Consider the following 26,019-nt stretch of genomic DNA (forward strand, 5'->3'; position numbering starts at 1 on the left):
TGCCCATGGACGAGAGCGCGTATACGATCCAACATCGGACGCCGAGCATTGCTGAGGCCATGCATCTGCTTGGTTCGGCAGCCCTTGACCAGGCCTGACCGTATCCGTCTCAAAATTTGGCGCGCGCAGCAGATAGATTTATCCCTCGACACCACGATGCGTCGTCGCGCGAGATCTGCCTGATGGTGATGCCTCACATCCCTTGGTCGTAATGCGGATCTGCATTACGATCTTCTGGTGTTTGGGAGTTGGGTCATGGCGACATTGACAGTGACGACGCGTGGCCAGGTCACGTTCCGCAAAGACGTGCTTGAGCATCTCGGTATTCAGCCTGGCGGTAAGATCAGGCTCTATTTATTGCCAGGTGGTCGAGCCGAGCTGGAAGCGGATAGGGGCGACGGCTCATGGAAAGACCTGAGCGGCATGCTCAAGACTAAAACCGACGGAGTGATTGCCTTTGACAGTAGATGGCTGGGTGGTGAAACTTTTGTCGTTCGACAAAAAGATTATGGGGCTGATGGAGCGGCGAGGCATCCCGGCGCGACTGCTCGACGGTCAATGACACGCCTTATCTGATCATGAGATATTGGCTGCCTGCGAGGTCTTGCGGCCGCTTTCGATCAGCGCCCTGGTGTAATCCTCGCGTGGCGCCAGGAAGATCTGTTCGGTATCGCCTTGTTCGACGATTTCGCCTCGCTTCATCACGATCGTTCTGTCGCAGATCTGCCGGATGACGGCCAGGTTATGCGAGATAAAGACATAGGTCAGGTTCAGCTCGGAGCGCAGCTCCTGCAGGAAGTCGAGGACTTGCGCCTGAACCGAGATGTCGAGCGCTGAGGTCGGTTCGTCGAGGATCAGAAGGCGCGGATTGAGCGCAATCGCACGAGCAATGCATACACGTTGTTTCTGCCCACCGGAAAGCTCGTGCGGATAACGGTATTTGAACATCTTCGGCAATTGCACGATATCGAGCAACGCCTCCGCGCGCGCCTCGATATCCCGGCGGCTCATGTTCGTCTGGATGCGCAGCGGCTCTCCGATCGCGTCGCCGATCGTGTGCCGGCCGTTGAGCGCTGAATGCGGGTTCTGGAAAACGAACTGCATGTGTCGGCGCATCTGTCTGAGCGGCTCGCCGGACAGGCCGGAAATGTTCTGCCCGTCGAAGATGATGTCGCCGGATGTCGGCTCGATCAGGCGCATCAGCATGCGCGCAAGCGTCGACTTGCCGGAGCCGCTTTCGCCGACCACGCCGAAGATTTCGCCGGTCTTCACCGACAGGCTGAGCGAGTTGACGGCGGTGAAGTCGTCGCCTGCCTGGCTGCGATAGACCTTTTTGAGATCGATGGCTTCGAGAAGATGGCCGGGTCTGGCAGCCACGCTGGCGGCAGGCTCTGCCGCTGCCTTTACGGGCGCGACATCGATATCCGGCACGGCTTTAAGCAGGCGCTGGGTATATTCGTGTTGTGGATGGTTGAGGATGTCCTTCGTCAGGCCTTGTTCGACGATTTCGCCCTTGTACATGACAGCGCAACGTTTCGCGACGGTGGCGATCGCACCGATATCATGGCTGATCATGATGACAGTGAGGTTGAGCTTTTCGACCAGCGAATTGATCAGGTCGAGCACTTGCGCCTGGACGGTGACGTCGAGTGCAGTTGTCGGTTCGTCGGCGATCAGGAGATCCGGCTTGCCCGCAAGCGCCATGGCGATCAGCACGCGCTGACGCATGCCGCCGGAAAGCTGGTGCGGATATTGCGAAAACAGCATAGATGGGTTCGGCAGGCCGACCTGATCGAGCAGTTCTTCGGTGCGGCTGCGGCGCACGGCCTTTGAGGAGACACCCTTTCCGCCAGCTTTCTCATGCGCTGCGATGACATCCGAAATCTGCCGCCCGATCGAAAAGAGCGGGTTGAGATAGGTCATCGGATCCTGGAAGATCATCGAGATGCGGATGCCCCGGATCTTCGTCCAGTCCTTTTCCGGCAATGCCGTGATGTCCTGGCCATCGAAAGAGATAGACCCCTCGACCACTTTCGAATTGCGCGGACCAATACCGAGCACGGAACGCACCAGCACGGTCTTGCCCGAACCGCTTTCGCCGACGATGCCGACCGTGTCGCCGCGGTTGACGGTGAGGTTGATGCCCTTCAGCACATGCACCGGCCCATCGAACGTGCCGATATCAAGCCGATAGTTGTTGATCTCAAGGAGAGGCGCTTTGGTTTCAAAAGAGGTCATCGGTCGCGGCTCCGGGGATCGAGAATATCGCGCAGGCCATCGCCCAAAAGGTTGAAACCGAGCACGGTGAGGAATATCGCGGCACCCGGAAAAAGCGAATACCACCACCAGTCCGGCATATAGGTGCGGGCAACCGAAATCATCGAGCCCCATTCAGGCGATGGCGGCTGGGCGCCAAGGCCGATGAAGCCGAGGCTGGCAGCCGACAGGATCGCCATGCCCATGTCCATGCTCATCTTGACGATGATCGGTGACAGGCAGTTCGGCAAAATATGGTGCCAGAGGATCCACGGTGTTTTTGCACCGATAGACCGGGCCGATTCGATAAACAGCTCTTCCTTGATCGATAGCGTTTTTGCCTCGACCAGCCGGACGTAACCCGGCCACCAGACGATCGCCAGCGCCAGCACGCAATTGGTGATGCCGGGCCCAAGTGCCGCAACGATCGCCAGTGCCAGGGCAAGACCTGGAACGGCGAGGAAAAGTTCGGTGAAACGCATGATGACGGCACGCACCCACCCGCCGCGATAACCGGCGATGATGCCGAGCGGCACGCCGATCAGGGCTGCAATGCCGGTGATGACGACACCGATCCACAGCGATGTGCGCGCACCGATGATCACACGCGAAAATATGTCCGCGCCCATCTCGTCCGTGCCGAACCAATAGGTGCTGTCGGGCGGCAGGAGTTTTGCCGACATGTTGATTGCACCGCTTGCCGCTTCCGGATAGGGCGCAATCAAAGGCCCGAAGGCCGCCAGAAGAAGAAACAGCACGACAAGCGTCAGGCCAAGCATTGACGAGAAGCTTTTCGCAAACATGTGACTATAGAGCCGCCACTGGCGGATCTGACTTTTATGCCGCTCAAGGAAGGAGAGTGGCCGGGATGCTTCAACCTGGGTGTTGAGAGAATTCATGGGGGGAATGGGTGTAGCCGTCATCACGCTTTCCTGAGACGCGGGTCGATCCAGGCATAGGCAAGATCGACGAGGGTATTGGCGACGATGAAGAAGAAACCGATCATCAGCGTGACGCCGACGACTGGCTTGAAGTCGGAAGACAGCGCCGAGGAGACTGCGTAAAGACCGATGCCCGGCCAATCGAATACCGTCTCGACCAAAACGGTTGAGCCGAGCATCCAGCCGAAACGCAGGCCGATCATCGCAAGCGTCGGCAGCATGGCATTCTTCAGCGCATAACATGCAACGATCCGCAAGGACGAGATGCCGTGGGCACGTGCAGCAACGATGTAATCCGACTGCAGGACCTCGATCATCTCGGCGCGGTTGACGCGCAGGATCGACGCAAGGCAGGGAAATGACAAGACGATCGCCGGCAAGATGAGATGCTGCAGCGAGACCCAGAAGGTCGAGAAACGTCCGGCAATCAGGCTGTCGATCAAAAGCAGTCCAGTCACGGTGTCCGGCGGCCTTGTCACCAGCGGCAAACGACCGGATACCGGCAGCCAGCCGAGATCGACGGCAAACATCAACTGCAGGATGATGCCGAACCAGAAAGCGGGCAGGGCCACGCCCGAAATCGAGAAGATGCGCGTCACCTGGTCGAGCGGGCCATCCTTGTAGACGGCCGACAGCATGCCCAGCGGAACGCCGATGACGACGCCGAGGAACATGGCGACGAACACGAGCTCCAGCGTCGCCGGTGCATAACGCATCACTTCTTCCAGCACCGGCCGGGTGGTGACGATCGAGGTGCCGAGATCGCCGCGCACGAGTTCGCCCATATAAACGACGAACTGTTCAGGCAGCGACTTGTCGAGACCATATTCAGTCCGGATCGTCGCCACCATGTCCTCGGTGGCATTGGGGCCTGCGACGAGACGGGCCGGATCGCCCGGCGCGATATTGGTGATGATGAAGGTCAGCGCGGCAATGCCGATCATCGTGCCGACCAGCGTCAGCAATTTGCGAAAGGCGAATGTCAGCATCGTCTTTTCCGATTTTTATAAAAGGCGCATGGCCCGGAACTGGGGGAAGCGGGCCATGCGCAGCATTCTGGCTTACAGAGGGGGAGGTCAGCCAGAGTTTATTCGGACTTTACCCACAGCGGGTAGAGATCGACTTCGCCGGTGAACCGGACCGGGCTGAAGTTGAAGCCCTGCAGGTAATCGCGGCGTGCCCAGCGGCGGTTCTGCAGCATGCCGAACACTTCCGGCTGGTCTGCAACGATCTGGGTCTGGATGTCGGCATAGAGCTTGGCGCGCTCATCCCAGTTCGACGAGGAACGAGCCTTGTCGATCATCTGCGTGACTTTCGGGCTGTCGTAGAACATCATCGCGAAATATTGGCCCCAGCTGTTCTTGTGATACTGGTAGGCAACAGCGTCCGGATCGGTGGAGACAGGTGTCGTATAGACAGATGTCATGGCCGGCGAGGTCTCGACCTTGGAGCCGTTGGCAACCATGTTCGGCCACTGCTCGGGCTTGATCTCGACATTGATGTTGAGCGGCTTCAGGCTGTCGAGCAGCACGAGACCGATGCGGCGGGCTTCTTCGAGACCGGCAACGTGAACGTAGGGGAGGGTAATGCCGCCGTTCGGATAGGAAGATTTGGCGAGATATTCCTTGGCCTTGGCGAGATCCTTGCGCGGAATGCCGGGAACGTCGATATGGCCGCGCATGGCGCCCGGGATCGGGCTCGTCTCAAGCGTCGCCGCACCATTATAGACCTGGATCAGCGCATCATAGTCCATTGCATAGGCGATCGCCTTGCGCAGGTTGATATCGGCAGCCGGACCTTGCTGGGTGTTGAACTTGATGCCGAACGTGGTCATGCCCTTGTGATCTTCAATCGCAATGCCCTTGGCGCGCGCGATCTGCACATAGTCGTCCGGGGTCAGTCCTTCGACGATATCGGCTTCGCCGCGCTGCAGTGCAGCTTTCTGAGCCGCGGGTTCGCGGATGATCTTGTAGATGACACCGGCCGGGCGGTTGGCATCGCCTTGCGGCCAGCCCTTCCAGTAGTCGGTAACCGCGTCGGCTTCATAAAGGACGTTCGGTTCCCAGCGGCCGAGCTTGAACGGTCCCGAACCGGCCTCATGGTCGGTCAGCCACTTCTGGCCGTAGTCGCCATCGACTTCGTTTGCCTTCACCTGGGCCGGATTGACGATATACCACCAGGGCAGGAAGGAGAGGAAAGGCGTATAAGGCGCCTTGAGATCGAACTTGACCGTATAGTCGTCAACGACGCTGATGCCGTCAGGCGCCAGAAAGTCCTTGAGCATCCAGGCGACGCCCTTGTTGAGCTTTAAGCCGCGCTCGAAGGAATAACGGACAGCCTCGGCATTGACCGGGTCGCCATTGTGGAACTTGGCAGTCTTGACCAGATGGAAGGTCCAGGTCTTGCCGTCTTCGCTGGTTTCCCACTTGTCGGCAAGCCAGGGCTTGATCTCGGCCGGATCGCCCTCGTATTTGACCAGACCATCATAAACGGCCTGCTGCATCATGCGCGTCGACCAGTCATAGCGGATATGCGGATCGAGAACCGGGATGGCCTGGCGGCCGCCAAACACGATGACATTGCCCTTGTCGGTGCGCTCGAAAGCGCTGGCAGGGGTATTCAGAACCGACGAGGCAAGCAGCCCCGCGATTGCGATATTCCTGATGATCTTGCCGAACATGTAGTTCCCTCTCTTTTTTAAACGGCTTTTCCGGCCGGGCCGAAATCCATTGTCACAGCATCTGGCGCACGACGCCTGCGACGAGTCGGCGTGACAGCAGCACCGGCGCATCGATCGAGTTGCGCACATGCTCATGCATGTCGGCCGAATAGCCCATGCAGTGCATGACCACGAGATCGCAGCCCTCGAGCAGCTTGGCCCGTTCGCCCATGTCGTCGCCGGCATAGGGCGACGCGGAGACGAGGCTGGGATTACCGGGCAGAACATGGCGCTCTTCGAAATCCTTGACCTGCCGCTCAAGCGGCACAATGACGCCGAGCCTGCGGGCAGACGCCGCCAGTGCCTCGACCGTCGAATCGACGATGCGCTGGGCTTCGACCACAAGGGTGTTTTCAAGCGGCTCGATTGTGGTGCCGGTGCATAAGAGCACGACGATATCAAAACCTTCGCCGTCGATCTTCTGAAGCAGGGCGTTCAGCTTTTCTTCCGTCAGCGCCTTTGAAGAGACGATCTCTTCGCCGTTGTTCAGCCGTGTGGCAAAGGAATGTTCGCCGTCCCTTGCACGCATCGCGTCGAGTTCTGCCGCGCTCATGCCGTCAAGCACGCCGAACTCTTTGTATTCGATACGGCCCTTTGGCAGGCCGACCGTGATCTCGGCCATCATTTCCGGAACGAGATCGACGCGCGGCGTCTGGCCGATGGTCACGAATGCAATCTTGGATGTGGAAGGCATGCTCTCGTTCGTTCCCTGCATGTGTCTTGTTGACAGGGAGCCTAGCGCCCGATGGCGCGGCTTCACTATAGGGTAATGCCCCTAGAGCGGCACAATTCCAACAGGGTGTTAGTGATCAAGTTTTAGGCGTTTTGCGTTTTTCCCGCAACTTTATTGCGCAAGAGCGATTATTTTCGTTACGGATGCCCAGCCGCAACGACCATCCGGATCAACGCGTTCGAAGAGGTCACTTCCATTTTCGCCATCACGTTGGAGCGATGGATTTCGACCGTTTTCGGGCTAATCCCGAGTTGCCGCGCAATTGCCTTGTTCGACAGACCTTCGGCCACCAGTGAAAGCACTTGTCGTTCGCGCGGCGTGAGGCGCTGGAGCTTTTCCGAAAATTCCGCCGGCACGCCCGGCAATGCGGCCGGATGCGTTCCGTGCAGAAGCAGGCGGATCGCGCTTGCAACGATGCGCCGGGCAAGAACCACAGGTTTGCCGCTCGCCTTGGCAACTGTCTGCCGGTCGGTTTCGGTAAAGCTTACCGAATTCAGAACGATGATTTCCGTGTCCGCGAGATCGACGAGAGCGCTTGCAAGCAAACGCTTGTCGCCGTCTGCAGCATAGCTGGCGGTGATCTTGTAAGGTGCAAGCGCTGGAATATCGAGTTCATCTATCTGCTGCTGCAACGGCTGGATCAGACCGACGGCAGAGCCGTGCGCGGCAAGCGAAATCACGGTCGATTCCATTGCGCGCTGGGCGTTGACCATCGGGCATGTGCTCTCGAAATCCCGGAAAAGCCCGGTCGAAAGGATCACCACCAAGTCAAATTCATTGGGCTGGAATGCAGCGGCGATCTTGGCCATCCGCTCAGCAATCCGAGGTTTGGACACGATGATGTCGCTGCCGTCAAAAAGCCGGGTGACGATGCTTGTCTCGCCAGGCTTCACCTTCAGATCATTGATCTCGGCCTGAGAAAGGCCGTCCAGAGCGCCGATTTCCAGCGCTTCGATCGGCAGATCGAGATTAACCAGCATGTCGTCGATAATGTCTGCACGCGGCGACTGGCCGACGCTTAAAAACATCACTCGATGAGGCGGTTCCGCTGCTTCAGGGTGAGGCGAAGACAGATTGTAAGGGCTCTTCGTCACGGGCAGGGAATCGGTCCTTCTGATCGTCTCGGCATGCTGGTTCTAGGCATGCACAAATTAAAGGCAAGCTCATTCTAGGGGCAGTCCCCTATAGGCATCCTTCGTCTCACATGGCTAGGTTCTAGCACATTATTCGGAGGCAAACATGATCCGTGATTTCGAAGCAAGCGAGATCGATCCGCTTGCCGTTGGTGCCTGGATTCTCGGGACCGGCGGCGGTGGCAGCCCTTATCTGGCGCAGCTTAACCTGAAAAAGCTCTACAAGGAGGGTAAGCGCGTCAAACTTATCGATCCAAACGCGCTCGACGATGGCGATGCCGTCGCCGTGGTCTCCAAGATGGGCGCACCGCTCGTCGGCCAGGAACGTCTGGTCGATCCGGCCCATCTCGCCCGCGCCATGCAGCTGATGGAAGAATATACCGGCCGCAAGTTCCGCGCCGTGATGAGCGTCGAGATCGGTGGCGGCAACGCGCTGTCGCCGTTCCTCGCAGCCGCCATGCTCGACATTCCGGTCGTTGACGCAGACGCGATGGGCCGCGCTTACCCGGAAGCGCAGATGACCAGCTTTGCCATCGGCGATCTGCCGATGTACCCGCTGACGCTGGTCGACTGCCGCGACAACGAGGCGATCGTCGCCAAGGCTGCATCCTGGAAGTGGATGGAACGCATCTCGCGAAAGATATGCACCGAAGTCGGCTCGACGTCTGCCACCTGCAAGGCCCCGCGCACCGGCAGGGAAGTCAAGGACTGGGGTGTGCTCCACACCGTCACCAAGGCTGTCAGCCTCGGCCGTGCGGTACTCGAAGCCCGCGCCGCCCACACGGATCCGATCGAGGCGGTGCTTGCGCATGAAGGCGGAAAAATCCTGTTCAAGGGCAAGGTTGCCGACGTTGATCGCACCACGACCGGCGGCTTCCTGCGCGGTGCAGCCCAGATTGATGGCCTCGACGCAGATCGCGGCGCCAAGGTCGAACTCGCCTTCCAGAACGAGTGGGCGGTTGCGTTCCGCGACGGTAAGCCGATTGCCATGACGCCTGACCTGATCTGCCTGCTCGACACCGTGTCGGGCGAAGCGATCGGCACGGAAACGGTGCGTTACGGCCAGCGTGTGACAGTCGTCGCTTTGCCGGCACCGGCGGTTCTGACCAGTCCCAAGGGCCTCGAACATGTCGGCCCGCGTGCCTTCGGATATGATCTGGATTTCAAATCGGTGTTTGCAGCATGAAGCGGATCGGAATTGACGTTGGCGGCACCAATACGGATGCCGTGCTCATCGATGGCGAGAAAGTCGTCTCGGCCATCAAGTTTCCCACCACCGCGGATGTGATGCAGGGCGTGGTCAACGCCATCGGTCATGTCGTCGCATCGCAGACACCTGACGCATCGCCGATCGATGCGGTGATGATCGGCACGACGCATTTTACCAACGCCGTCGTCGAGCGTGCCCGCCTCGAGCGGATTGCTGCGATCCGCATCGCCATGCCGGCCGGCGCATCCCTGCCGCCGATGATCGACTGGCCAGATGACCTGCGCGAAAGCGTTGAACCTTTGTCCTTCATGGTCCATGGCGGCCATGAATATGACGGTCGCCCGCTTGTGCCGCTCGGCCGCGACGAAATCCGTAACGCGGCGATGAAGATCCGCGATGCCGGCATCACCTCCGTCGGTATCACCGCGCTCTTTTCGCCATTAACGGCTGAAGGGGAGCTTGAAGCCGCCGAGATCGTCCGTTCGATCATCCCGGATGCGCGTATCACGCTGTCGCACACACTTGGCCGTATCGGCCTTTTGGAACGCGAAAACGTCACGCTTCTCAATGCAGCACTTCAGGGCCTCGGCACCAAGACGATCGACGCCTTCAAGGATGCACTCAAGCAGGCAGGCGTCAACGCACCCTTCTACCTGACGCAGAACGACGGCACTGTGGTACTTGCAGATGTCGCAGCCGCCAACCCGGTCTACAGCTTCGCATCCGGCCCGACCAATTCGATGCGCGGCGCAGCTTTTCTGACCGGTCTCAAGGAAGCCATGGTCATCGATGTCGGCGGCACCACGTCGGATGTCGGCTGCCTCGTCGGCGGTTTTCCGCGCGAAGCCAACAACGTCGTTGAAGTCGGCGGCGTGCGCACCTTGTTCCGCATGCCCGACCTTTTGCCGATGGCACTTGGCGGCGGCACGATCATCGACCCGCAAACCCGCAAGATCGGTCCGCGTTCGGTCGGTTATCGTATTACCGAAAAGGCGCTCGTCTTCGGCGGCGATACGTTGACCACGACGGACGTGGCGGTTGCTGCCGGCCTCGTCGAGATCGGTGACCGTGATCGTGTAAAACATCTCGACAAGGCGATGGTCGCCGACCTCCTGAAGCGTATCGAAGCCATGGTCGAGGATGGCGTCGACCGGATGAAGACATCGGCAGATGGTGTCAGCCTCATCGCCGTTGGCGGCGGTGCGTTCCTCATCCCGGAAAAGCTCAAAGGTGCAAACGAAGTTCTGCGCGTCGAGCACGCCGGCGTCGCCAATGCACTGGGTGCCGCAATGGCACAGGTTTCCGGTGAGGTTGATCAGGTCTTCTCCGACATGTCACGCGATAATGCGATTGCCGAAGCCGATCGCCTTGCTCGCCAGTGCGCAATTGAAGCCGGTGCCGATCCGAGCTCCATCGTCACGCTGGATACCGAAGACATACCGATCGCCTATCTTCCAGGTGATGCCCGCCGCGTCCGTGTCCGCGTCGTCGGCGATATCGCTTTCATGAAGGATCAGCATAAACAGGCTTCGTAAAAGCGGTTCACCGCGTTACCGTAGCCGAAGCGAACAGAGGTCCCCGATCCCGCGCGAGATCGGGGACTTTTCATTGTCACCAGCAAGGATGCGTCATGAAAGCCATGTATTACGAAGCGTTCGAACAGACGCCCGAAATCAGGACGCTTCCCGATCCCGAACCGACCTTCGCTGGCGTGGTCATCAAGGTCGGCGCGACCGGTCTTTGCCGCAGCGATTGGCATGGCTGGAAAGGCCATGATCCCGACATTCAACTGCCGCATGTTCCAGGCCACGAACTGGCCGGCAAGGTGGTGGCGACGGGCAAGGGCGTCATGCGCTTCAAGGTCGGCGATCGTGTCACCGTGCCCTTCGTATCAGGCTGCGGCCATTGCGCCGAGTGCCATTCCGGCAACAGCCAAGTCTGCCCCGATCAGTTCCAGCCGGGCTTCACCCATTGGGGATCGTTCGCCGAATATGTCGCGATTAACTACGCCGACACCAACCTGGTGCATCTGCCGGAGGAAATCGACGATGCGACGGCTGCAAGCCTCGGCTGCCGTTTTGCAACATCCTTCCGTGCGGTCGCGGATCAAGCCCGCACCGGTCCCGGCGACTGGGTGGCCGTGCATGGCTGCGGCGGTGTTGGCCTCTCGGCGATCATGATCGCCACCGCACTCGGCGCCAATGTCATCGGTATCGACCTGACCGAAGACAAGCTTGCGTTTGCAAGGCAATGCGGCGCGGTTGCGACGATCAATGCCGGTTCGGTGCCGGATGTCGTGGAAGCCGTCAGGGAAATCACCAAGGGTGGTGCGCATGTCTCGATCGACGCGCTCGGCCACCCGACGACCTGCTTCAACTCGATCAAGAACCTGCGCCGCCGCGGCCGTCACGTTCAGGTCGGCCTTATGCTCGGCGAACACGCGACACCACAGATCCCGATGGCGCAGGTGATCGGCCATGAACTCGAGATCTACGGAAGCCACGGCATGCAGGCCTGGCGTTACGACGCGATGCTCTCCATGCTTGCTGCCGGCAAGATGAAGCCGCAGCAGCTGATCGCAAAGAGGATGGATCTTGCCGACGCAGTCTGCGAATTGGTCAATCTGGACAAGGCCGAAACGCCTGGTATCGCCGTGATCACCAGCTTCTGAAACGAGACGTGACGTCAGGCTCGGGAGTTTACAAGTGCTAAATAATGATGCGGTTGTCGCATCAGAACCAGATCCTTTCGGCGCACCACGTTGGTCGGGTAGATGCTGCCTGTGCTGGACAGATCTATATCGGCAAACGTCAGTTCTCCGTTGATAAGGATCGCTTCGTTTCTCGGGAAGGCGAACGTGTCTGGTCCAAAGATCCCGCTGAGCCCGGTCTTGTTGCTGCCGTCCGGTCGGGTATTGGCAAACGCAAGGTAGCAATTATTCTCGCCGGCCCGAACGCGGTAATGGTGCCAATGCACAGGGTCGGCGCCAACGGGGATCGGCTCCGGCTGCCGCACCGTGCTGCCGGCATGACCGAAATAAAACCCGTCGGTTATGTTTGACGGGCAGCAGATGATATCACAGCCCTTAAGCGCCAATATTCGACCAGCTTCCGGGAAGGCTGCATCATGGCCGATGAGGACACCCATTCTTCCAAACGGCAGGTCGATCACGCAAAATTCGTCTCCTGCCGTCGCCCAGCGACGCTCGCTGACCGTCAGATGGATTTGGCGGTAGCTTTTCAAAGCCTGTCCGGGCACGGCGATCACCGCACTGCAGAATGTCCGGACACCGCTTTTTTCCGCAAGGCCTGCAACGATGCTGATGCCCAGCCGCTGCGACAGGGCGTCGAGAACCTCGATGGCCGGATGAGAGATAGCAGGATCAGAGATGGCAATGGCGTTTGCCGCAGGGTCTTCCGCTCCCGTCAGTGCGAAGGCCGGGAAAACCAATAATTCCACTCCCTCGTTTTTCGCGGTTTCCGAAAGGCGGGTGATTGTCTTCAGGTTGTCCTCGACATCAGATACCGGCGCAAACTCCGCGACCGCGATCCGGGCGACACGCCCGTCAGGCATCGGCTGGTGTCCGTAAAGTCGATAAAAGTCGTTCGGATTCCAGACGAAGGTGTTGGTCATCAGCTCCATGTAGAGTTCCGGCCGGCGCTGGCTCATGACGGGTTCTCCGCCGACCTGCCGCAAACGGGCCCGCTGCGGATCGATCATGCCGTAAGCAATCCCGTCGCCGTCGTCGACGACATTAAGGATTTCGGCATCCGGCGCGATGATGCAGCTGCCGCCGGAAAACTTGACGCCACGTTCCAGACCCCAGCGATTGCTTTCCATCAGGTAGCAACCATTCTCGAATGCGCGGCTGATCCAATAGGGGGCAGGGGTCCGCTCAGCCAGCCAATTGGAGATGTGGCAGATCACATCGGTACCGCCGAGGGCGACCAGGCGCGCCGTCTCGATGAAGTGGATATCCATGCAGATCAGCATCGCGATGCGGCCGATCTTGGTGTCGAACACCTGGTGGCCAAGGTCGCCGGATGCCGCCCATTTGGGCTCGGAAATATAAGGATGTGTCTTGCGGTGAACACCGACCAGGCCTTCGGGCCCGATCAGAGCCGCAGAATTATAATAGATATTCGTGTCCGCATCGACTTCCGGCAGGCCGAGGACGACGTAGCAGTCGTATGTGCGGGCGATTTCGGCAAAACGATTAGTGCTCGGCCCGGGAATGGTTTCGACAAAGCCGGTGACTTCGCCGCGGTCGTACCAGCAATAGCCGGTCGTGCCCATTTCCGGCGTGGTGATGAGTTTTGCTCCGGCTTTTGCTGCCTCTTCCACCAGCGTCAAAAGCGCATCGATATTGCGCTCTTTTTCGCCGAAATGCGGTTCGAACTGGATTGCTGCGGCTTTGAAGGGGGCGATCATCACGGGCTCCATCGGCGATTGGAAAAGAGCCGCCCGCAAAGGCGGCTCTGCAGGTTTTTTTCGTCAGGCAGCGATGCCGATGATCGATTTCAGCACCGAGGCGCCGACCGTATATTTCGGGTCGACCATATTGCCGAGGCGCACGCGACCGCACTGGGTCAAAAGCATGTAGGCGTCGATCTCGTCGAAGCCGAAATCGGCGACCATCCAGCGGATGAGCTCGCGATAGGCGCTGCGGGCAGCATCCTCCATCGGCCGGGCCGAACCGACCGTCATGTAGAAGCGGTCGTTTTCAAGACGTGGGGTCTTGATCGTCCAGCCCTTGATCAGATCGATCTGCAGCGTCGTGACTGTCGGGTGTTCGAGCGCCACGCCGCAAAGTTCGCCATCGCCCTGGGCGGCATGGCAGTCGCCAAGGTAAAGATAGGCGCCGGCGGTGTTGACCGGCAGGTAGACCACCGTGTCGAGGCAGACATCGGGCAGGTCCATGTTGCCGCCGTAATAGTCTGGAACGAGCGACGATATCGCCTCGATCTCCGGTGCCGTGCCGATCGTACCGATGAAGGGCTCGTAGGGCAGGGTGATCTTGTCGCTCCATTTGATGCCCGTTTCAGCATCGACATGCAGCTTGCGCACGCGCTCGGGAAGCGGTGCTGTCAGCAATGCCGTATCCGCGGTCGGAACAAGCCCGCCGAATTCCGGCATGATCACCGTCGTTCCGCGTGGCTGCGGCCCGCGCGGCACGATGCTCTTGATGTAGACGGCAAGGCAGTCGCCCTTCTCCGCGCCGTTCACATAGATAGGCCCGTTCTGAGGGTTGAGAAACGGGAAATTGAGGATTTTGGACGGAATGTCTGTCTCGTTCTTTATGGCTCCCTCAAAGGCGTCATGTGTCTCCGCCGAGACCACCGAGCCCGGATCGACCTTCAGCACGGGATCGACATAGGCGCCGTAGACATAATGATATTTGCCCTGGCTTTCCTCGGTGATGCTGTAGGTTTCTCCGACCTTGCCCCTGGCAATGCCCTTGCGGGCCATGATCGTTTCGTCGAACCAGCTCATCGGTGCGCTCCTTTGTTCGCTCATTTTGCTGTTTTCAGATGTCAGACTGCCAGGTAGCGGCGGACGGCATCGCGGTCCTCCAGCGTTTCCGGCATGATCTCGTTTGTGATCCGGCCCTTGTCGATGACATAACAGCGCTGCGCCATCGCTCTGATCATGTCGATATTCTGCTCGACGAAGACGACGGTCACGCCGGTCGACCTGTTGAGTTCGACCATGATGCGCGCAATGTCCTGGACGATGTTTGGCTGGATGCCTTCGGAAGGTTCGTCGAGCAGGATCAGGGATGGTTTGCCCATCAAAACACGGCCGATCGCAAGCTGCTGCTGTTGACCACCCGACATCGTGCCTGCCGGCTGATTGCGACGTTCCTTCAGGATCGGGAAATAGCTGAAGATCTGCTCGATCTCATCGGCCGTTGCTCGTTTGCCGCTGATCGACTGGCCGACCATCAGGTTTTCGATGACGCTCAGCCGCGGAAACACGTCGCGCCCCTGCGGCACATAACCGATACCAAGTCTGGCGCGTTTATAGGCGGCAACCGCGTCGATCGAGGAACCGCGAAAAATGACCGATCCCTTTGTCCCCGGCAGAAGCCCGATCAGGCTTTTCATCAGCGTTGACTTGCCGACCCCGTTGCGCCCGATGACGGCGACGATTTCGCCCTCGCGGACCTGGATGTCGACGCCCTGCAAGACCGGCTTTCCACCATAACCGGACCACAGGCCGACCGTGTTCAACAGGACTTCGCTACGCATGGACGGTATCTCCGAGATAGATTGCAGCCACCCGCTCGTCGGCGACGATCTCGTCGATCGTGCCTTGGGCGAAAATCTTGCCGAAATGGAGAACCGTCACCTTGTGGGCGATCTGGCGCACAAACGCCATGTCGTGCTCGACGGCAAGAACGGTCACGCCGTCTCTGTTCAACGCCTGCACCATTTCGCCTGTGGCGGCAGTCTCGTCGGGTGTCATGCCGGCGGTCGGCTCGTCGAGCAACAGAAGCCGCGGCCTCAATCCGACGGCCATGCCGATCTCCAGCCATTGTTTCTGGCCGTGGCTGAGGTTGCCGGCCAACTGGTAGCGCGCCTCAGAAAGCTTCAGGAATTCGAGAATTCGGTCGATCTCCTCGTCGAGTTCAGATGGTGCGCGGTGGTGCTGCAGCGCGATCTGCAGGTTCTGGCGGACGCTGAGTGCCTTGAATATGCCCGGAACCTGAAACTTGACGCTGATGCCGCGACGAATGCGCTCGAAGGATTTCGCCTTGGTAATGTCGGCACCCTCGTAGAGGATCTGACCGCTGCTCGGCAGATGTTCTCCAAGGATGAGGCGAAAAAGCGTGCTCTTGCCGGCGCCGTTCGGGCCGATCAGGCAATGGATCTCTCCAGGCTCAAGCGAAAAATTGACACCGCCTGTCACATGCAGGCCGCCAAACCATTTGTTGAGGTCACGTGTCTTAAGAATGGCCATGCTCATTCTCCCCGACCAGTTGTTTTGCGGCGCAATAGTTGGGTGGCAAACGCTGCAAGCCCGAAAATCAGCCCGCGCGGTGCAATCAACACGGTCAGCACCAAAAGCACGCCCATGACCACCAGCGCATATTGGCTGCCGTGGATCGTCAGCGCCTGAAATCCGGCAAGGACGACGACGGTACCGATCAGTGTCGTGGTCAGGTCGCTCCGGCCGCCCACCGCCACCCAGACGATCGGCAGCGCCGCTGCCGTCATTCCCATCGATGCCGGCGTTATGTAATTGCCCCAGGAGGTGTAGAGAACTCCGGAAAGCCCTGCCAGTGCCGAGCCGATGATGAAGGTGACAAGCTGGTAGACACGAATGTCATAACCGAGCATTTCCGCACGTTGCGGGTTCTCACGAATGGCGACCAGCACGTTGCCGAAGCGGGAATTCACCAGAATGCGAAGGCCAAGGTAGCAGAGCACCAGCAGTGCCAGCGTGAAATAATAAAGCTGGATGTCGGGAAAAAGCACGATGTCGCCGCCGAACCAGGGGATCGTCAGTGATGGCATGGCTCCCATGCCGTTATAGCCATTCAGCCTTGCCGTCCCGACCCGCCATTCCGGACCTGCGGTCTGGGCCATGAAGCGCTCCAGCACGAGCGTGATGGAAAGTGTCACGATCCCTAAAAATACGCCGCTGATGCGGCCGAAGAACAGGAAGTAGCCGAGAACGGCCGAAAGCAGCGCGGCTGCCGTAACCGATGCAATAAGGGCGAAAAGCGTCAGACCATAGGCATCGCCGAGATTGATCGAGATAATACCGTAAGTGTAGCCGGCGACGCCGAAAAAGGCGGTCTGACCGAAGCTTAAGGTTCCGCCGTAACCCCAGATCAGGCTGAGGCCCAGCGCCATGAAGGCCCAGTTGAAGAAGTAGACGTTGTTGCCGACGTCATAACCGTCGGCAAACAGCGGATAAAGTGAGGCCAGCACGATCACCAGCGTGAAGACGGCCCAGAAGGATCTGCCGCGACCGAGTGTCTGCGGCCCCTGTAACAGTGCAAGTGTTTTCGACAAGCGATTGCCTTTATGCATGGGTGTCAGGCTCTCTCACGTAGGATCCAGCCGGAAATGCCGCGCGGCAGGATGCGGATGACGATGATGACGGCGACCAGAAGGCCGATCTGGCCGGCGAGTTGCCCCTGCCAGGACGTCAGCGCAGCCTTCACCGCACCAAGGATGAGGGCGGCAGGGGCGGTGCCGAGGAAAATATCGGCTCCTCCAACGACGACGGTGACGAAGGCTTCAACCACGAACGAGGCCCCCATTGTCGGCACGAGCGTCATCGTCGGCGCGTAAAGGCCGCCGGCAAGGCCGGCAAGGGCTGCGCCAAGGCCGAAGGTGAGGCTATAGACAAGGCCGGTATTAACGCCGAGCGCCTGGGCGATATGCGGCACCTGGATCGTCGCCCGTGCCAGCACGCCGAAGCGGGTCTTGGTAAAGCCGAGAAAGAGCAGGCCAAGCGTTGCCAGTGCGGCCGCCATCAGCACGACGCGATAGATCGAATAGGAATAGGGGCCGACGGCAAAGCTGCCGAACGGTGTGCCTGTGCCCGGCATGGTCGATCCGAGCAGGATCAGCGTGCCCTGGGTGACGATCATCGAAACACCCCATGTCGCCACAATCGTGTCGAGCGGCCGGTCGTAGAGAGGACGGATGACGATCCTCTCGATAACCATTCCGGCGATGCCGGCAGCGACGGCACCTGCAACGATTGCCAGGGGAAGCGGCAGGCCGGCCCGCGCGGTGGCTGAACAGACATAGGCGCCGCACATGATGAATTCGCCATGGGCAAGGTTGATGACGCCCATCATGCCGAAGATGATCGCCAGCCCGCAGGCCGACAGGACGAGAAAGGCAAAAGCGTCGCCGGTCTGGTAGAGGAAGCTGAACAAGGTGAAGAGAACGGTCATCGCGAGGGACTTCCTTGCGCCTGGAGGAGCGGCCGATTCAGAGAAAAAAACGGCCGGAGAGGCTCCGGCCGCCCACGCGTCACTTCGAAGGTGGCGGGCTTGACGGCGTATATTGTGCGCTCGGATCGTTCTTCGTCAGGTCGCAGCCCGAATCGCCCAGCCAGTAAGGCTTGATGTCGTTCCAGACCTTCGGGAAGCTGATCGAATGATCGTTGTTGACCTTTGCCAGGTAGATGGTGTGCGACATATGCTGGCTTTTCGGGTCAAGGCAGACCTTGCCTTCAGGCGCGTCGTAGCAGACATCACCCTCGGCGATGACCTTGCGCAGGTCGTCCTTCTTCGTCGATCCCTTCGCCCGCTCGATCATCTGCTTGTAGAGGTAGACGGCGAGATAGGAATTTTCTGCTTCCTGGTTGATATAGGGCTCGTCCGGGAACTTCTTGTGCCACTTCTCGACGAAGGCCTTCGACTGCGGATTGTCGACCTCTTCGATCCAGTTGACGGTGGCATACATGTTGGCAAGGCTCGGCGGCTTGAAGCGCTTGTGCTCGTAACCCTGGCCGACATTGACGGAGGATGCCATCGGCTTGTTGACGTTGGCCGCTGCCGCCTGTTCGTAATAGGAGGCCTGCGCCGTGCCGACGAGAAGCGTCACGATGAAGTCCGGCTTGGCCGCCTGAATGTTCTGGATCGTTTGCGAGAACTGCGAGACGCCGAGCGGGACAAATTCCTCACCGACCATTTCGCCGCCGTTTTCCTTGACGATGTTGCGCACCCATTCGGCCGAGATCTGGCCGAAATTGTAGTCGGCGGCGATCGTGTAGACCTTCTTGCCATAGGTCTGCATCATGTAGGGCAGGAGGGTCGAGAACTGCTGTTCGGGAACCGCGCCGGTGACGATCATGTTGGCGTCGCAGACGCCGCCCTCATACTGGTTGTTGTAGAAGGCAAGCGCGTCGAACTGGTTTACGATTGGCCGGTAAGCCTCGCGCGAGGCCGACGAAAAGCCGGCAAACACTGCATCCACCTTGTCGCGTTGAAGCACGCGACGCATGAACTCCTGATACCGGGTATTGTCCGACTGGGTGTCGTAGATCACCAGTTCGAGCGGCCGACCGGCAATGCCGCCGCCCGCATTGATCTCTTCCGTCGCAAGTTGGATGCCGTGAACCTTGCCGATCGTGGCAGCGGCGAAATCGCCGGACTGGTCTTCGAGCACGCCGAGCTTGATCGGCTCCTGGGCACTGGCCGCGGAGCAAAGCAAAATCAGGCCGAGCGCCGTCATGGCGCCGTTAAGCGTCTTCATCATCTTGTTCTCCATGGAGGTGGTTTGGTTAGTCGGCGGCGGCCTGTTTCTTGCCAGGTTCCGTATCGCAGACAGTGCGCGTCGTGCTTCGTTGAACGACGCCTTCACAATAGGCTTCCAGGCTCAGACGCGCGCGCATGGCCTCCTTGCGGAGAAGCGCGAACGCTCCCTCATCGTCGAGGGAATGGGATTTCATCACCATCGTCACCGCCTTGATGACGTGCCGGCGATAGCGACGGCGGTGCTCGAGTTCTGCGATGGAAAGGCGCAGATCCGCCTTCTGATCGAATGTATTGATGGCCAGATAAAGAGCCGAGAAGATCGATCCGCTCTGAATTGGCTTGGACAGGAATGCGGTTGCGCCGAACTGCATCAATGTCCGCAGTCGGCTCGGCGCTTCGATGCCGACCAGCCCGATAACGGGAATATGCGCCAGCTCGGCCGTGGCACCCTGACTGGTTTCTGGGAAGAGGTTGAGGTCTCCGTCAAGAAACAGCACGTCGCGCTGGGCATCTGCTGCGTCCAGAATGGCGCGAAATTCGCCATCGACCAGCGATAGCGGTTCCATCGACATGCCAAGCCTGGCCACCATGGCAGCGGTCGTCTCGACGGCACGGGCATCGTTGCTGAGCACAAGCGCGCGGCGCTGGCGAAAGTTCTGGACGTAACGGTTGGACCTCATGACACAATCCTCAGGGCTGGGCGGCGTGACGGAGCCTCAAGAGTGGAGGTGGAGTTGATGAGATAGGGATCGGGTGCGACCGGTTTTCCCGCGTCATAGACGATATCGAACTGGCCATCCTGTCGTGATCGCCCGATGCGCGGCGTTAAAAAGGCATGGAACGTGTTCGGGTCGATGGCGACCTTTCCCTGGGGGGCCAGGATATGCTGGCGTGCCGCGCAGGCCTTGACCGCCTCCATGGCGTCGCTGCCCGCATCGCGCAGCGACTGCGCCAGGAAGATCACCGCGGTATAGGCCGCCTCCGCCTCTGCAGAGGGTGCGCTTTCTTCAGGAAAGGCGTGATTGTACCGGCTGACGAAGTCATGGTTTTCGCGCGTGTCGATCGAGGCGAAATAGACGCTGGAACTCAGATGGCCGGCGACCGCATCCTTTCCGATGCGATCCAGTTCCGGTTCCGACAGGTTGCAACTTGCGACCGGATAACGTTTGACCTGGTCAATGCCGCGCTCCGTGCAGGCGGCGCGGAAGGCACGGAAAAACGCATAGGCGGACTCACCGATCAGCGAGTTGAACACAATGTCCGGATCGGCATTGAAGATCGACTGGATGATGTTTTCGAAATCCGTCTCGCCGACCGCAAGATAGCGCTCGCCCACCAATGCCCCGTGCCGCAATGCGAGTTCCTCGCGCAAAACCCGGTTGCTCTCCCAAGCCCAGATGTAATTCGATCCGACGCAGAAAACCCGCCGGCCGATATGCCGGGTGAAATAGTCGACGAGCGGCAGCATGTGATGGTTGGGCGCCGCACCCGTGTAGATGACGTTGGCGCAACTCTCGAAGCCTTCGTAATGTGTCGGATACCACAAAAGCGCATCGCGCTTCTCAAACACCGGTATCACTTCCTTCCGGCTCGATGACGTGTAGCAGCCGACAATGTGCTTCACGCCGCTGCCGATGATGTCTTCAACGGCCGGGGCGTAGGCATTGAGGTCGCAACCGGGATTATGTTCGACCGGCCGCAGCCTGATGCCGAACTTGGATTGGCCATTGATCTGTTCGACGGCAAGTTTGGCGCCATTCAGCATGGATTTGCCGATGGTTCCGTACGACCCTGTGGTCGAAAATAGCAATCCGACGGGATATTCCCTGACCATGTTCCGGCAGCCACGAGGTTGGACCAATCAGCGTTCGCTGATGGTGGCGACGTTGCCAAGAAATGAAACGGATTCCCCAGTTTTGGCGCAATTTTGAGCATCTTTGCTCGGCGCCGCGAAATTAAGCTGCCGGTTTGCCCGCGGGATGTCAAGCGGTCGATTTCAACTTTTTTGCGCCATGAATGGCCTTGACGCCCCTCGAAAACGGGACGGATCCTATACGCGTATGGGCGCCGGCGAGACGGCTCAAAAACGAGGGGAACAGAATGGATCTGGGTTTGAAAGGCCTGCGGGCCGTGGTGACAGGCGGGACACGTGGGATCGGGCTGAAGATCGCCGAAACGCTTGCATCCGAGGGCGCACATGTCGCCATTTGCAGCCGTAATGGCGACGAGGCGAAAGCCGTTGCTGCGGGCCTTTCTGAGAAAGGCGTTTCCACCCTGGGTAGTTTCGTCGATGTGGCTGACGGTCCTGCGATCGCGGCCTGGGTGGAGACGGCGGCCGGACTGTTCGGCGGTGTTGACATCGTTGTGGCCAATGTCAGCGCTCTATCGATCGGCAACGACGAGGAAAGCTGGAAACAGGGCTTTGACGTCGACATGATGGGAACCGTCAGACTGGTCAATGCGGCCATGCCCTATCTTGAAAAAAGCAAGGCGGCATCGATCGTTGCCATATCCTCGGTTTCCGGCCGGGAGATCGACTTCGCAGCCGGACCCTATGGGGCCTTCAAGGCCGCACTGACCCATTATACCCAAGGGCTTGCCTATCAGCTCGCGCCCAGGGGGATCCGTGCAAATACCGTATCTCCTGGAAACACCTACTTCGCCGGTGGTGTGTGGGAGAACATCGAGAAAGGCAATCCGGAGTTGTTTGCGGCTTCGCTTGCATTGAACCCGACCGGGCGCATGGCGACGCCGCAGGAAATTGCCAATGCGGTGGCATTTCTTGCCAGCCCCGCCGCAAGTTTTATCTATGGCACGAACCTCGTGGTCGACGGTGCGCTGACCCGTGGCGTGCAGCTTTAAAGCCGTTCGGAGCCGCAGTTCTGGCCAGTCGGGGGCGGGCAGGCTGAGGTTAAACGATAAGTCGGTGGCAAATTAACCATGGTTTAAAGGTTGGAATTCTCTTTTTGTTCTTCTGTTGACTCTCGGACGAAAAGAGAACAAAAAGAAAACATAACGAACACGGGAGACAACGATGACCGACCTTCTTCGTGATATTGCCGCATTCGCATCCATCGCAACCTTCGTCGCGACACTGTCGATGATCATGATGGCGATGTAGGAGATCGCTCCGGCACGTCACGTGCCGGCGCCGGATTGCCCCGAAAGACGTTGACCACCGGAATCTGAACTGGACTTGTGTGGTCGCGCGCCCGAAAATGCCCCCGATTGAATCAGTGGTGATGGCGCATAGATATGGCAGAGCAGGCAAACACAGGATCAGCGGACGAAAACATGGGTGCGAGCCCGCAATTCGTTCACCTGCGTCTGCATTCCGCCTATTCGCTGCTCGAAGGTGCCTTGCCACTCAAGAAGGTCTTGGGCAAGGCGGTCGCGGACAACCAGCCTGCGATTGCCATCACCGATACCAATAATCTGTTCGTCGCGCTCGAATTTGCCCAGAAGGCAATCGGTGACGGATTACAGCCGATTATCGGCTGCCAGCTGTCGATCGACATGCAGGATCAGGACGAAGACCGGCGGGCAAATCAGCAGCTTGCCAAGCTCCCGGCCATCGTCCTGCTTGCTGCGACGTCCGAAGGCTATGAGCGGCTGGTTGATATGGTCAGTCGCGCCTATCTTGCCGGCGAGGGAAGCAGCGAAATCCATATCTGCGCCTCCTGGCTGGAGGAGGGCGGGACGGCCGGGCTGATTGCCCTTTCCGGCGCTGCATTCGGGCCGGTCGACAGGGCGGTCAGGGAAGGGCATGCAGAGCTTGCCGCGAACCGCCTCCTGCGGTTGAAGGACCTGTTCGGCGACCGGCTCTATATCGAATTACAACGCCACGGTGCTTACGATCGCCGTCATGAGCAGCGGATGATCGACATGGCGTATCGCCATGACATCCCGCTTGTGGCGACCAACGAGGCTTTTTTCCCCACCAAGGCCGATTATGACGCCCATGATGCATTGATGGCGGTTGCCCACGGCGCGATCGTCTCTGATGACAGCCGTTTCCGTCTGACGCCGGACCACTACCTGAAGAGCCGTGCCGAGATGGCAAAGCTCTTTGCCGATCTGCCGGAAGCACTGGAGAACACCGTCGAGATTGCCAGACGCTGCTCTTTCGTCCTCAAGACACGCAACCCTATCCTCCCGCGCTTTACCGGCGCGACCGACGATCCGGGGGAAGCCGAGCGCGCCGAGGCTGAGGAATTGCGCCGGCAGGCGGTCGAGGGACTTGATCATCGTATCGCCGAACTCGGATTGAGCGCCGGTTTTACCGAGAAGGAATATCGCGAGCGTCTGGATTTCGAACTCGGCGTCATCGAGAAGATGAAGTTTCCCGGCTACTTCCTGATCGTTGCCGACTTCATCAAATGGGCCAAACTCCAGAATATTCCAGTCGGCCCCGGCCGCGGTTCGGGTGCGGGCTCTCTGGTCGCTTACGCGCTGACCATTACCGACGTCGATCCGTTGCGCTTTTCGTTGCTGTTCGAACGGTTCCTTAACCCGGACCGCGTTTCGATGCCCGACTTCGACATCGACTTCTGCCAGGATCGCCGTGAAGAGGTGATCCGCTATGTGCAGCGGAAATACGGTCGCGAGCAGGTTGCGCAGATCATCACCTTCGGTTCGCTGCAGGCGCGTGCGGCCTTGCGCGACGTCGGCCGCGTTCTGGAAATGCCCTACGGTCAGGTCGATCGTATCTGCAAGCTGGTGCCCAACAACCCGGCCAATCCCACGCCATTGTCGAAGGCGATCGAGGAAGAGCCGAAGTTTCAGGAAGAGATCGACAAGGAGCCGGTGGTCGGGCGCCTTCTCGATATCGCCCAGAAGATCGAGGGTCTTTACCGCCACGCCTCGACCCACGCTGCCGGCATCGTCATCGGTGACCGGCCATTGTCGAAGCTGGTGCCGATGTACCGGGATCCGCGCTCCGACATGCCGGTCACCCAGTTCAACATGAAATGGGTGGAGCAGGCCGGGCTCGTCAAATTCGACTTTCTTGGTCTGAAGACGCTCACCGTGTTGAAGACGGCGGTCGATTTCTGCCGCAAGCGCAATATCGAGGTCGATCTGGCGAAAATCCCGCTCGACGATAAGCTGACCTATGAAATGCTCTCGCGCGGCGAAACCGTTGGCGTGTTCCAGGTGGAAAGTGCCGGCATGCGCAAGGCGCTGATAGGCATGCGGCCGGACTGTATTGAGGATATTATTGCGCTTGTGGCGCTCTATCGTCCTGGCCCGATGGAGAACATCCCGACCTACAATGCCCGCAAGCACGGTGAGGAGGAGATTGAATCGGTCCATCCCTCGATCGACTATCTGCTGAAGGAAACCCAGGGCGTTATCGTCTACCAGGAACAGGTGATGCAGATCGCCCAGGTTCTGTCCGGTTATTCGCTCGGCGAAGCCGATCTTCTGCGCCGTGCGATGGGCAAGAAGATCAAGGAGGAGATGGACAAGCAGAGCGAACGCTTCGTCGACGGCGCCATCAAGAACGGTGTCTCCAAACCGCAGGCGAAGAATATTTTCGAACTGCTTGCCAAGTTCGCCAACTACGGTTTCAACAAGTCGCACGCGGCCGCCTACGCCATCGTGTCTTATCAGACCGCCTATATGAAGGCGCATTATCCGGTTGAATTCCTCGCCGCGACGATGACCTACGATATGGCAAATAGCGAGAAGCTGAATGACTTCCGCGAGGATGCCGGGCGTCTCGGCATCAAGGTCATCCCGCCATCGGTACAGACGTCGTTCCGTCATTTCGAGACGGGAGAGGCGAAGATCTATTATGCGCTCGCTGCCATCAAGGGCGTCGGCGAATCGGCCGTCGAGCACATTACAGAGGTCCGTGGCGACAAGCCGTTTGCCGGCATCGAGGATTTTTGCCTGCGCGTCGATCCGAAGCAGATCAATCGTCGTGTCCTCGAAAGCCTGATTTCGGCCGGCGCATTCGATTGTTTCGGTTTTGACCGCGCCCAGTTGATTGCCGGCCTCGACCGGGTGATCGGCTACGCCCAGCGGGCGCAGGAAGAGAAAGTCTCCGGCCAGTCGGATTTCTTCGGCTCATCGGCCAATAGCGGACCCGAAAAGCTGGTCCTGCCGGCTTTCGACCCGCTGATGCCATCGGAAAAGCTGATGCGCGAATTCCAGGTCCTCGGCTTTTATCTTTCGGCTCATCCGCTCGATACCTATGCCGATGTGCTTGCCAAGATGCGGGTCCAGACATTTGCCGATTTTTCCGCGGCAGTGCGTCAGGGGGCGACCGCCGGTCGTCTGGCAGGCACGGTGACAGGTCGTCAGGAGCGCAAGACCCGCACCGGCAACAAGATGGGTATCGTGACGTTTTCGGATTCATCCGGTCAGTTCGAGGCGATTTTGTTTTCCGAAGCGCTGGCGCAGTATCGCGATCTTCTCGAGCCGGGCAAATCGCTGGTGATCACCGTGCAGGCCGACGAGCGCCCTGAAGGGATCGGCCTGCGCATTCAAACAGTGCAGTCGCTGGAAGAGCAGTCGGTGCGTATGCAGAAGGCGCTGCGGGTTTTCGTGCGCGACGCCGGGCCTTTGAAAACTGTCGCACGTCATCTCAATGCGAGAGGCGAGGGACTGGTGTCCTTCATCGTCATCAAGGAGGATGGTCGTCGGGAGATCGAGGTCGAGTTGACCGACAGATATCGCCTTTCGCCCGAGATGGCGGCCGCACTCAAGGCGGCGCCGGGCGTTCTCGATGTCGAACTCGTCTGACCGAGATTTGGCCTGAACCCTTCGCCTTCATCGATGGATAAGAGAAAAG

Annotated in this window: 21 protein-coding genes; 6 read left to right on the plus strand and 15 right to left on the minus strand. The window is 59.3% G+C overall.

Going from position 1 to position 26,019, the window contains the following annotated elements; all coding sequences use genetic code 11:
* Positions 1–255: 255 nt before the first annotated feature.
* Positions 256–576, plus strand: coding sequence for an AbrB/MazE/SpoVT family DNA-binding domain-containing protein (locus AC2GXZ_RS12315; protein WP_483759476.1), 321 nt, complete (start codon positions 256–258; stop codon positions 574–576).
* Here AC2GXZ_RS12315 and AC2GXZ_RS12320 read toward each other — a convergent pair whose 3' ends face one another.
* The 6 genes from AC2GXZ_RS12320 to AC2GXZ_RS12345 form a co-directional block, all read right to left on the minus strand.
* Positions 577–2,238: an ABC transporter ATP-binding protein gene (locus AC2GXZ_RS12320; RefSeq protein WP_483759477.1), complete on the minus strand. Its 1,662-nt coding sequence runs from the start codon at positions 2,236–2,238 to the stop codon at positions 577–579. It abuts the gene before it with no gap.
* Positions 2,235–3,179, minus strand: a complete 945-nt coding sequence (locus tag AC2GXZ_RS12325; protein WP_483759478.1) for an ABC transporter permease — start codon at positions 3,177–3,179, stop codon at positions 2,235–2,237. Before AC2GXZ_RS12325 ends, AC2GXZ_RS12320 begins: the two co-directional genes overlap by 4 nt.
* Complete coding sequence (locus AC2GXZ_RS12330) at positions 3,179–4,186, minus strand: ABC transporter permease (protein ID WP_483759479.1); 1,008 nt, start codon at positions 4,184–4,186, stop codon at positions 3,179–3,181. Before AC2GXZ_RS12330 ends, AC2GXZ_RS12325 begins: the two co-directional genes overlap by 1 nt.
* Positions 4,187–4,284: 98 nt before the next feature.
* Positions 4,285–5,877, minus strand: coding sequence for an ABC transporter substrate-binding protein (locus AC2GXZ_RS12335; RefSeq protein WP_483759480.1), 1,593 nt, complete (start codon positions 5,875–5,877; stop codon positions 4,285–4,287).
* A gap of 52 nt (positions 5,878–5,929) precedes the next feature.
* Complete coding sequence (locus tag AC2GXZ_RS12340) at positions 5,930–6,610, minus strand: AroM family protein (RefSeq protein ID WP_483759481.1); 681 nt, start codon at positions 6,608–6,610, stop codon at positions 5,930–5,932.
* A gap of 176 nt (positions 6,611–6,786) precedes the next feature.
* Positions 6,787–7,677 carry an AroM family protein gene (locus AC2GXZ_RS12345; protein WP_483760239.1) on the minus strand — a complete coding sequence of 297 codons (891 nt, stop codon included), beginning with the start codon at positions 7,675–7,677 and terminating at the stop codon, positions 6,787–6,789.
* A gap of 211 nt (positions 7,678–7,888) precedes the next feature.
* Between AC2GXZ_RS12345 and AC2GXZ_RS12350 the strand changes: the two genes are divergently transcribed.
* The 3 genes from AC2GXZ_RS12350 (at position 7,889) to AC2GXZ_RS12360 (ending at position 11,663) form a co-directional block, all read left to right on the plus strand.
* The gene (locus tag AC2GXZ_RS12350; RefSeq protein ID WP_483759482.1) at positions 7,889–8,968 is read left to right on the plus strand and encodes a DUF917 domain-containing protein; all 1,080 of its coding nucleotides are present in this window, start codon (positions 7,889–7,891) and stop codon (positions 8,966–8,968) included.
* A complete protein-coding gene (locus AC2GXZ_RS12355; protein ID WP_483759483.1) occupies positions 8,965–10,527 on the plus strand; it encodes a hydantoinase/oxoprolinase N-terminal domain-containing protein in 1,563 nt (520 codons plus the stop codon). The genes AC2GXZ_RS12350 and AC2GXZ_RS12355 overlap by 4 nt, the downstream gene beginning before the upstream one ends.
* Before the next feature lie 95 nt (positions 10,528–10,622).
* The gene (locus AC2GXZ_RS12360) at positions 10,623–11,663 is read left to right on the plus strand and encodes a zinc-dependent alcohol dehydrogenase family protein (protein ID WP_483759484.1); all 1,041 of its coding nucleotides are present in this window, start codon (positions 10,623–10,625) and stop codon (positions 11,661–11,663) included.
* A gap of 14 nt (positions 11,664–11,677) precedes the next feature.
* On the opposite strand, the gene AC2GXZ_RS12365 is transcribed toward AC2GXZ_RS12360, so the two are convergent.
* The 9 genes from AC2GXZ_RS12365 to AC2GXZ_RS12405 form a co-directional block, all read right to left on the minus strand.
* Positions 11,678–13,423 (minus strand): nitrilase-related carbon-nitrogen hydrolase, encoded by a 1,746-nt coding sequence (locus tag AC2GXZ_RS12365; RefSeq protein WP_483759485.1) that lies wholly within the window; start codon positions 13,421–13,423, stop codon positions 11,678–11,680.
* Positions 13,424–13,486: 63 nt separating this feature from the next.
* Complete coding sequence (locus AC2GXZ_RS12370) at positions 13,487–14,485, minus strand: acetamidase/formamidase family protein (RefSeq protein ID WP_483759486.1); 999 nt, start codon at positions 14,483–14,485, stop codon at positions 13,487–13,489.
* A 41-nt stretch (positions 14,486–14,526) separates the two neighbouring features.
* Positions 14,527–15,243: an ABC transporter ATP-binding protein gene (locus AC2GXZ_RS12375; protein WP_483759487.1), complete on the minus strand. Its 717-nt coding sequence runs from the start codon at positions 15,241–15,243 to the stop codon at positions 14,527–14,529.
* Positions 15,236–15,955 carry an ABC transporter ATP-binding protein gene (locus AC2GXZ_RS12380; protein WP_483759488.1) on the minus strand — a complete coding sequence of 240 codons (720 nt, stop codon included), beginning with the start codon at positions 15,953–15,955 and terminating at the stop codon, positions 15,236–15,238. Before AC2GXZ_RS12380 ends, AC2GXZ_RS12375 begins: the two co-directional genes overlap by 8 nt.
* A gap of 2 nt (positions 15,956–15,957) precedes the next feature.
* The gene (locus AC2GXZ_RS12385) at positions 15,958–17,034 is read right to left on the minus strand and encodes a branched-chain amino acid ABC transporter permease (protein ID WP_483759489.1); all 1,077 of its coding nucleotides are present in this window, start codon (positions 17,032–17,034) and stop codon (positions 15,958–15,960) included.
* A gap of 5 nt (positions 17,035–17,039) precedes the next feature.
* A complete protein-coding gene (locus AC2GXZ_RS12390; protein ID WP_483759490.1) occupies positions 17,040–17,912 on the minus strand; it encodes an ABC transporter permease subunit in 873 nt (290 codons plus the stop codon).
* Between the two features lie 79 nt (positions 17,913–17,991).
* Entirely contained in the window at positions 17,992–19,197 is a 1,206-nt protein-coding gene (locus AC2GXZ_RS12395; RefSeq protein WP_483760240.1) for an urea ABC transporter substrate-binding protein, read from the minus strand.
* A gap of 49 nt (positions 19,198–19,246) precedes the next feature.
* Positions 19,247–19,900 (minus strand): ANTAR domain-containing response regulator, encoded by a 654-nt coding sequence (locus AC2GXZ_RS12400; RefSeq protein ID WP_483759491.1) that lies wholly within the window; start codon positions 19,898–19,900, stop codon positions 19,247–19,249.
* Entirely contained in the window at positions 19,897–21,054 is a 1,158-nt protein-coding gene (locus tag AC2GXZ_RS12405) for a transporter substrate-binding domain-containing protein (RefSeq protein WP_483759492.1), read from the minus strand. Before AC2GXZ_RS12405 ends, AC2GXZ_RS12400 begins: the two co-directional genes overlap by 4 nt.
* A gap of 266 nt (positions 21,055–21,320) precedes the next feature.
* Here AC2GXZ_RS12405 and AC2GXZ_RS12410 point away from each other — a divergent pair, with 266 nt between their 5' ends.
* Together AC2GXZ_RS12410 and dnaE are read left to right on the plus strand one after the other, a co-directional pair.
* Positions 21,321–22,082 carry an SDR family NAD(P)-dependent oxidoreductase gene (locus AC2GXZ_RS12410; RefSeq protein ID WP_483759493.1) on the plus strand — a complete coding sequence of 254 codons (762 nt, stop codon included), beginning with the start codon at positions 21,321–21,323 and terminating at the stop codon, positions 22,080–22,082.
* 393 nt (positions 22,083–22,475) lie between these two features.
* Complete coding sequence (dnaE, locus tag AC2GXZ_RS12415) at positions 22,476–25,970, plus strand: DNA polymerase III subunit alpha (RefSeq protein ID WP_483759494.1); 3,495 nt, start codon at positions 22,476–22,478, stop codon at positions 25,968–25,970.
* The last annotated feature ends 49 nt before the right edge of the window (positions 25,971–26,019 follow it).

It is taken from the genome of Aliirhizobium sp. YIM B11859, from assembly GCF_057163345.1.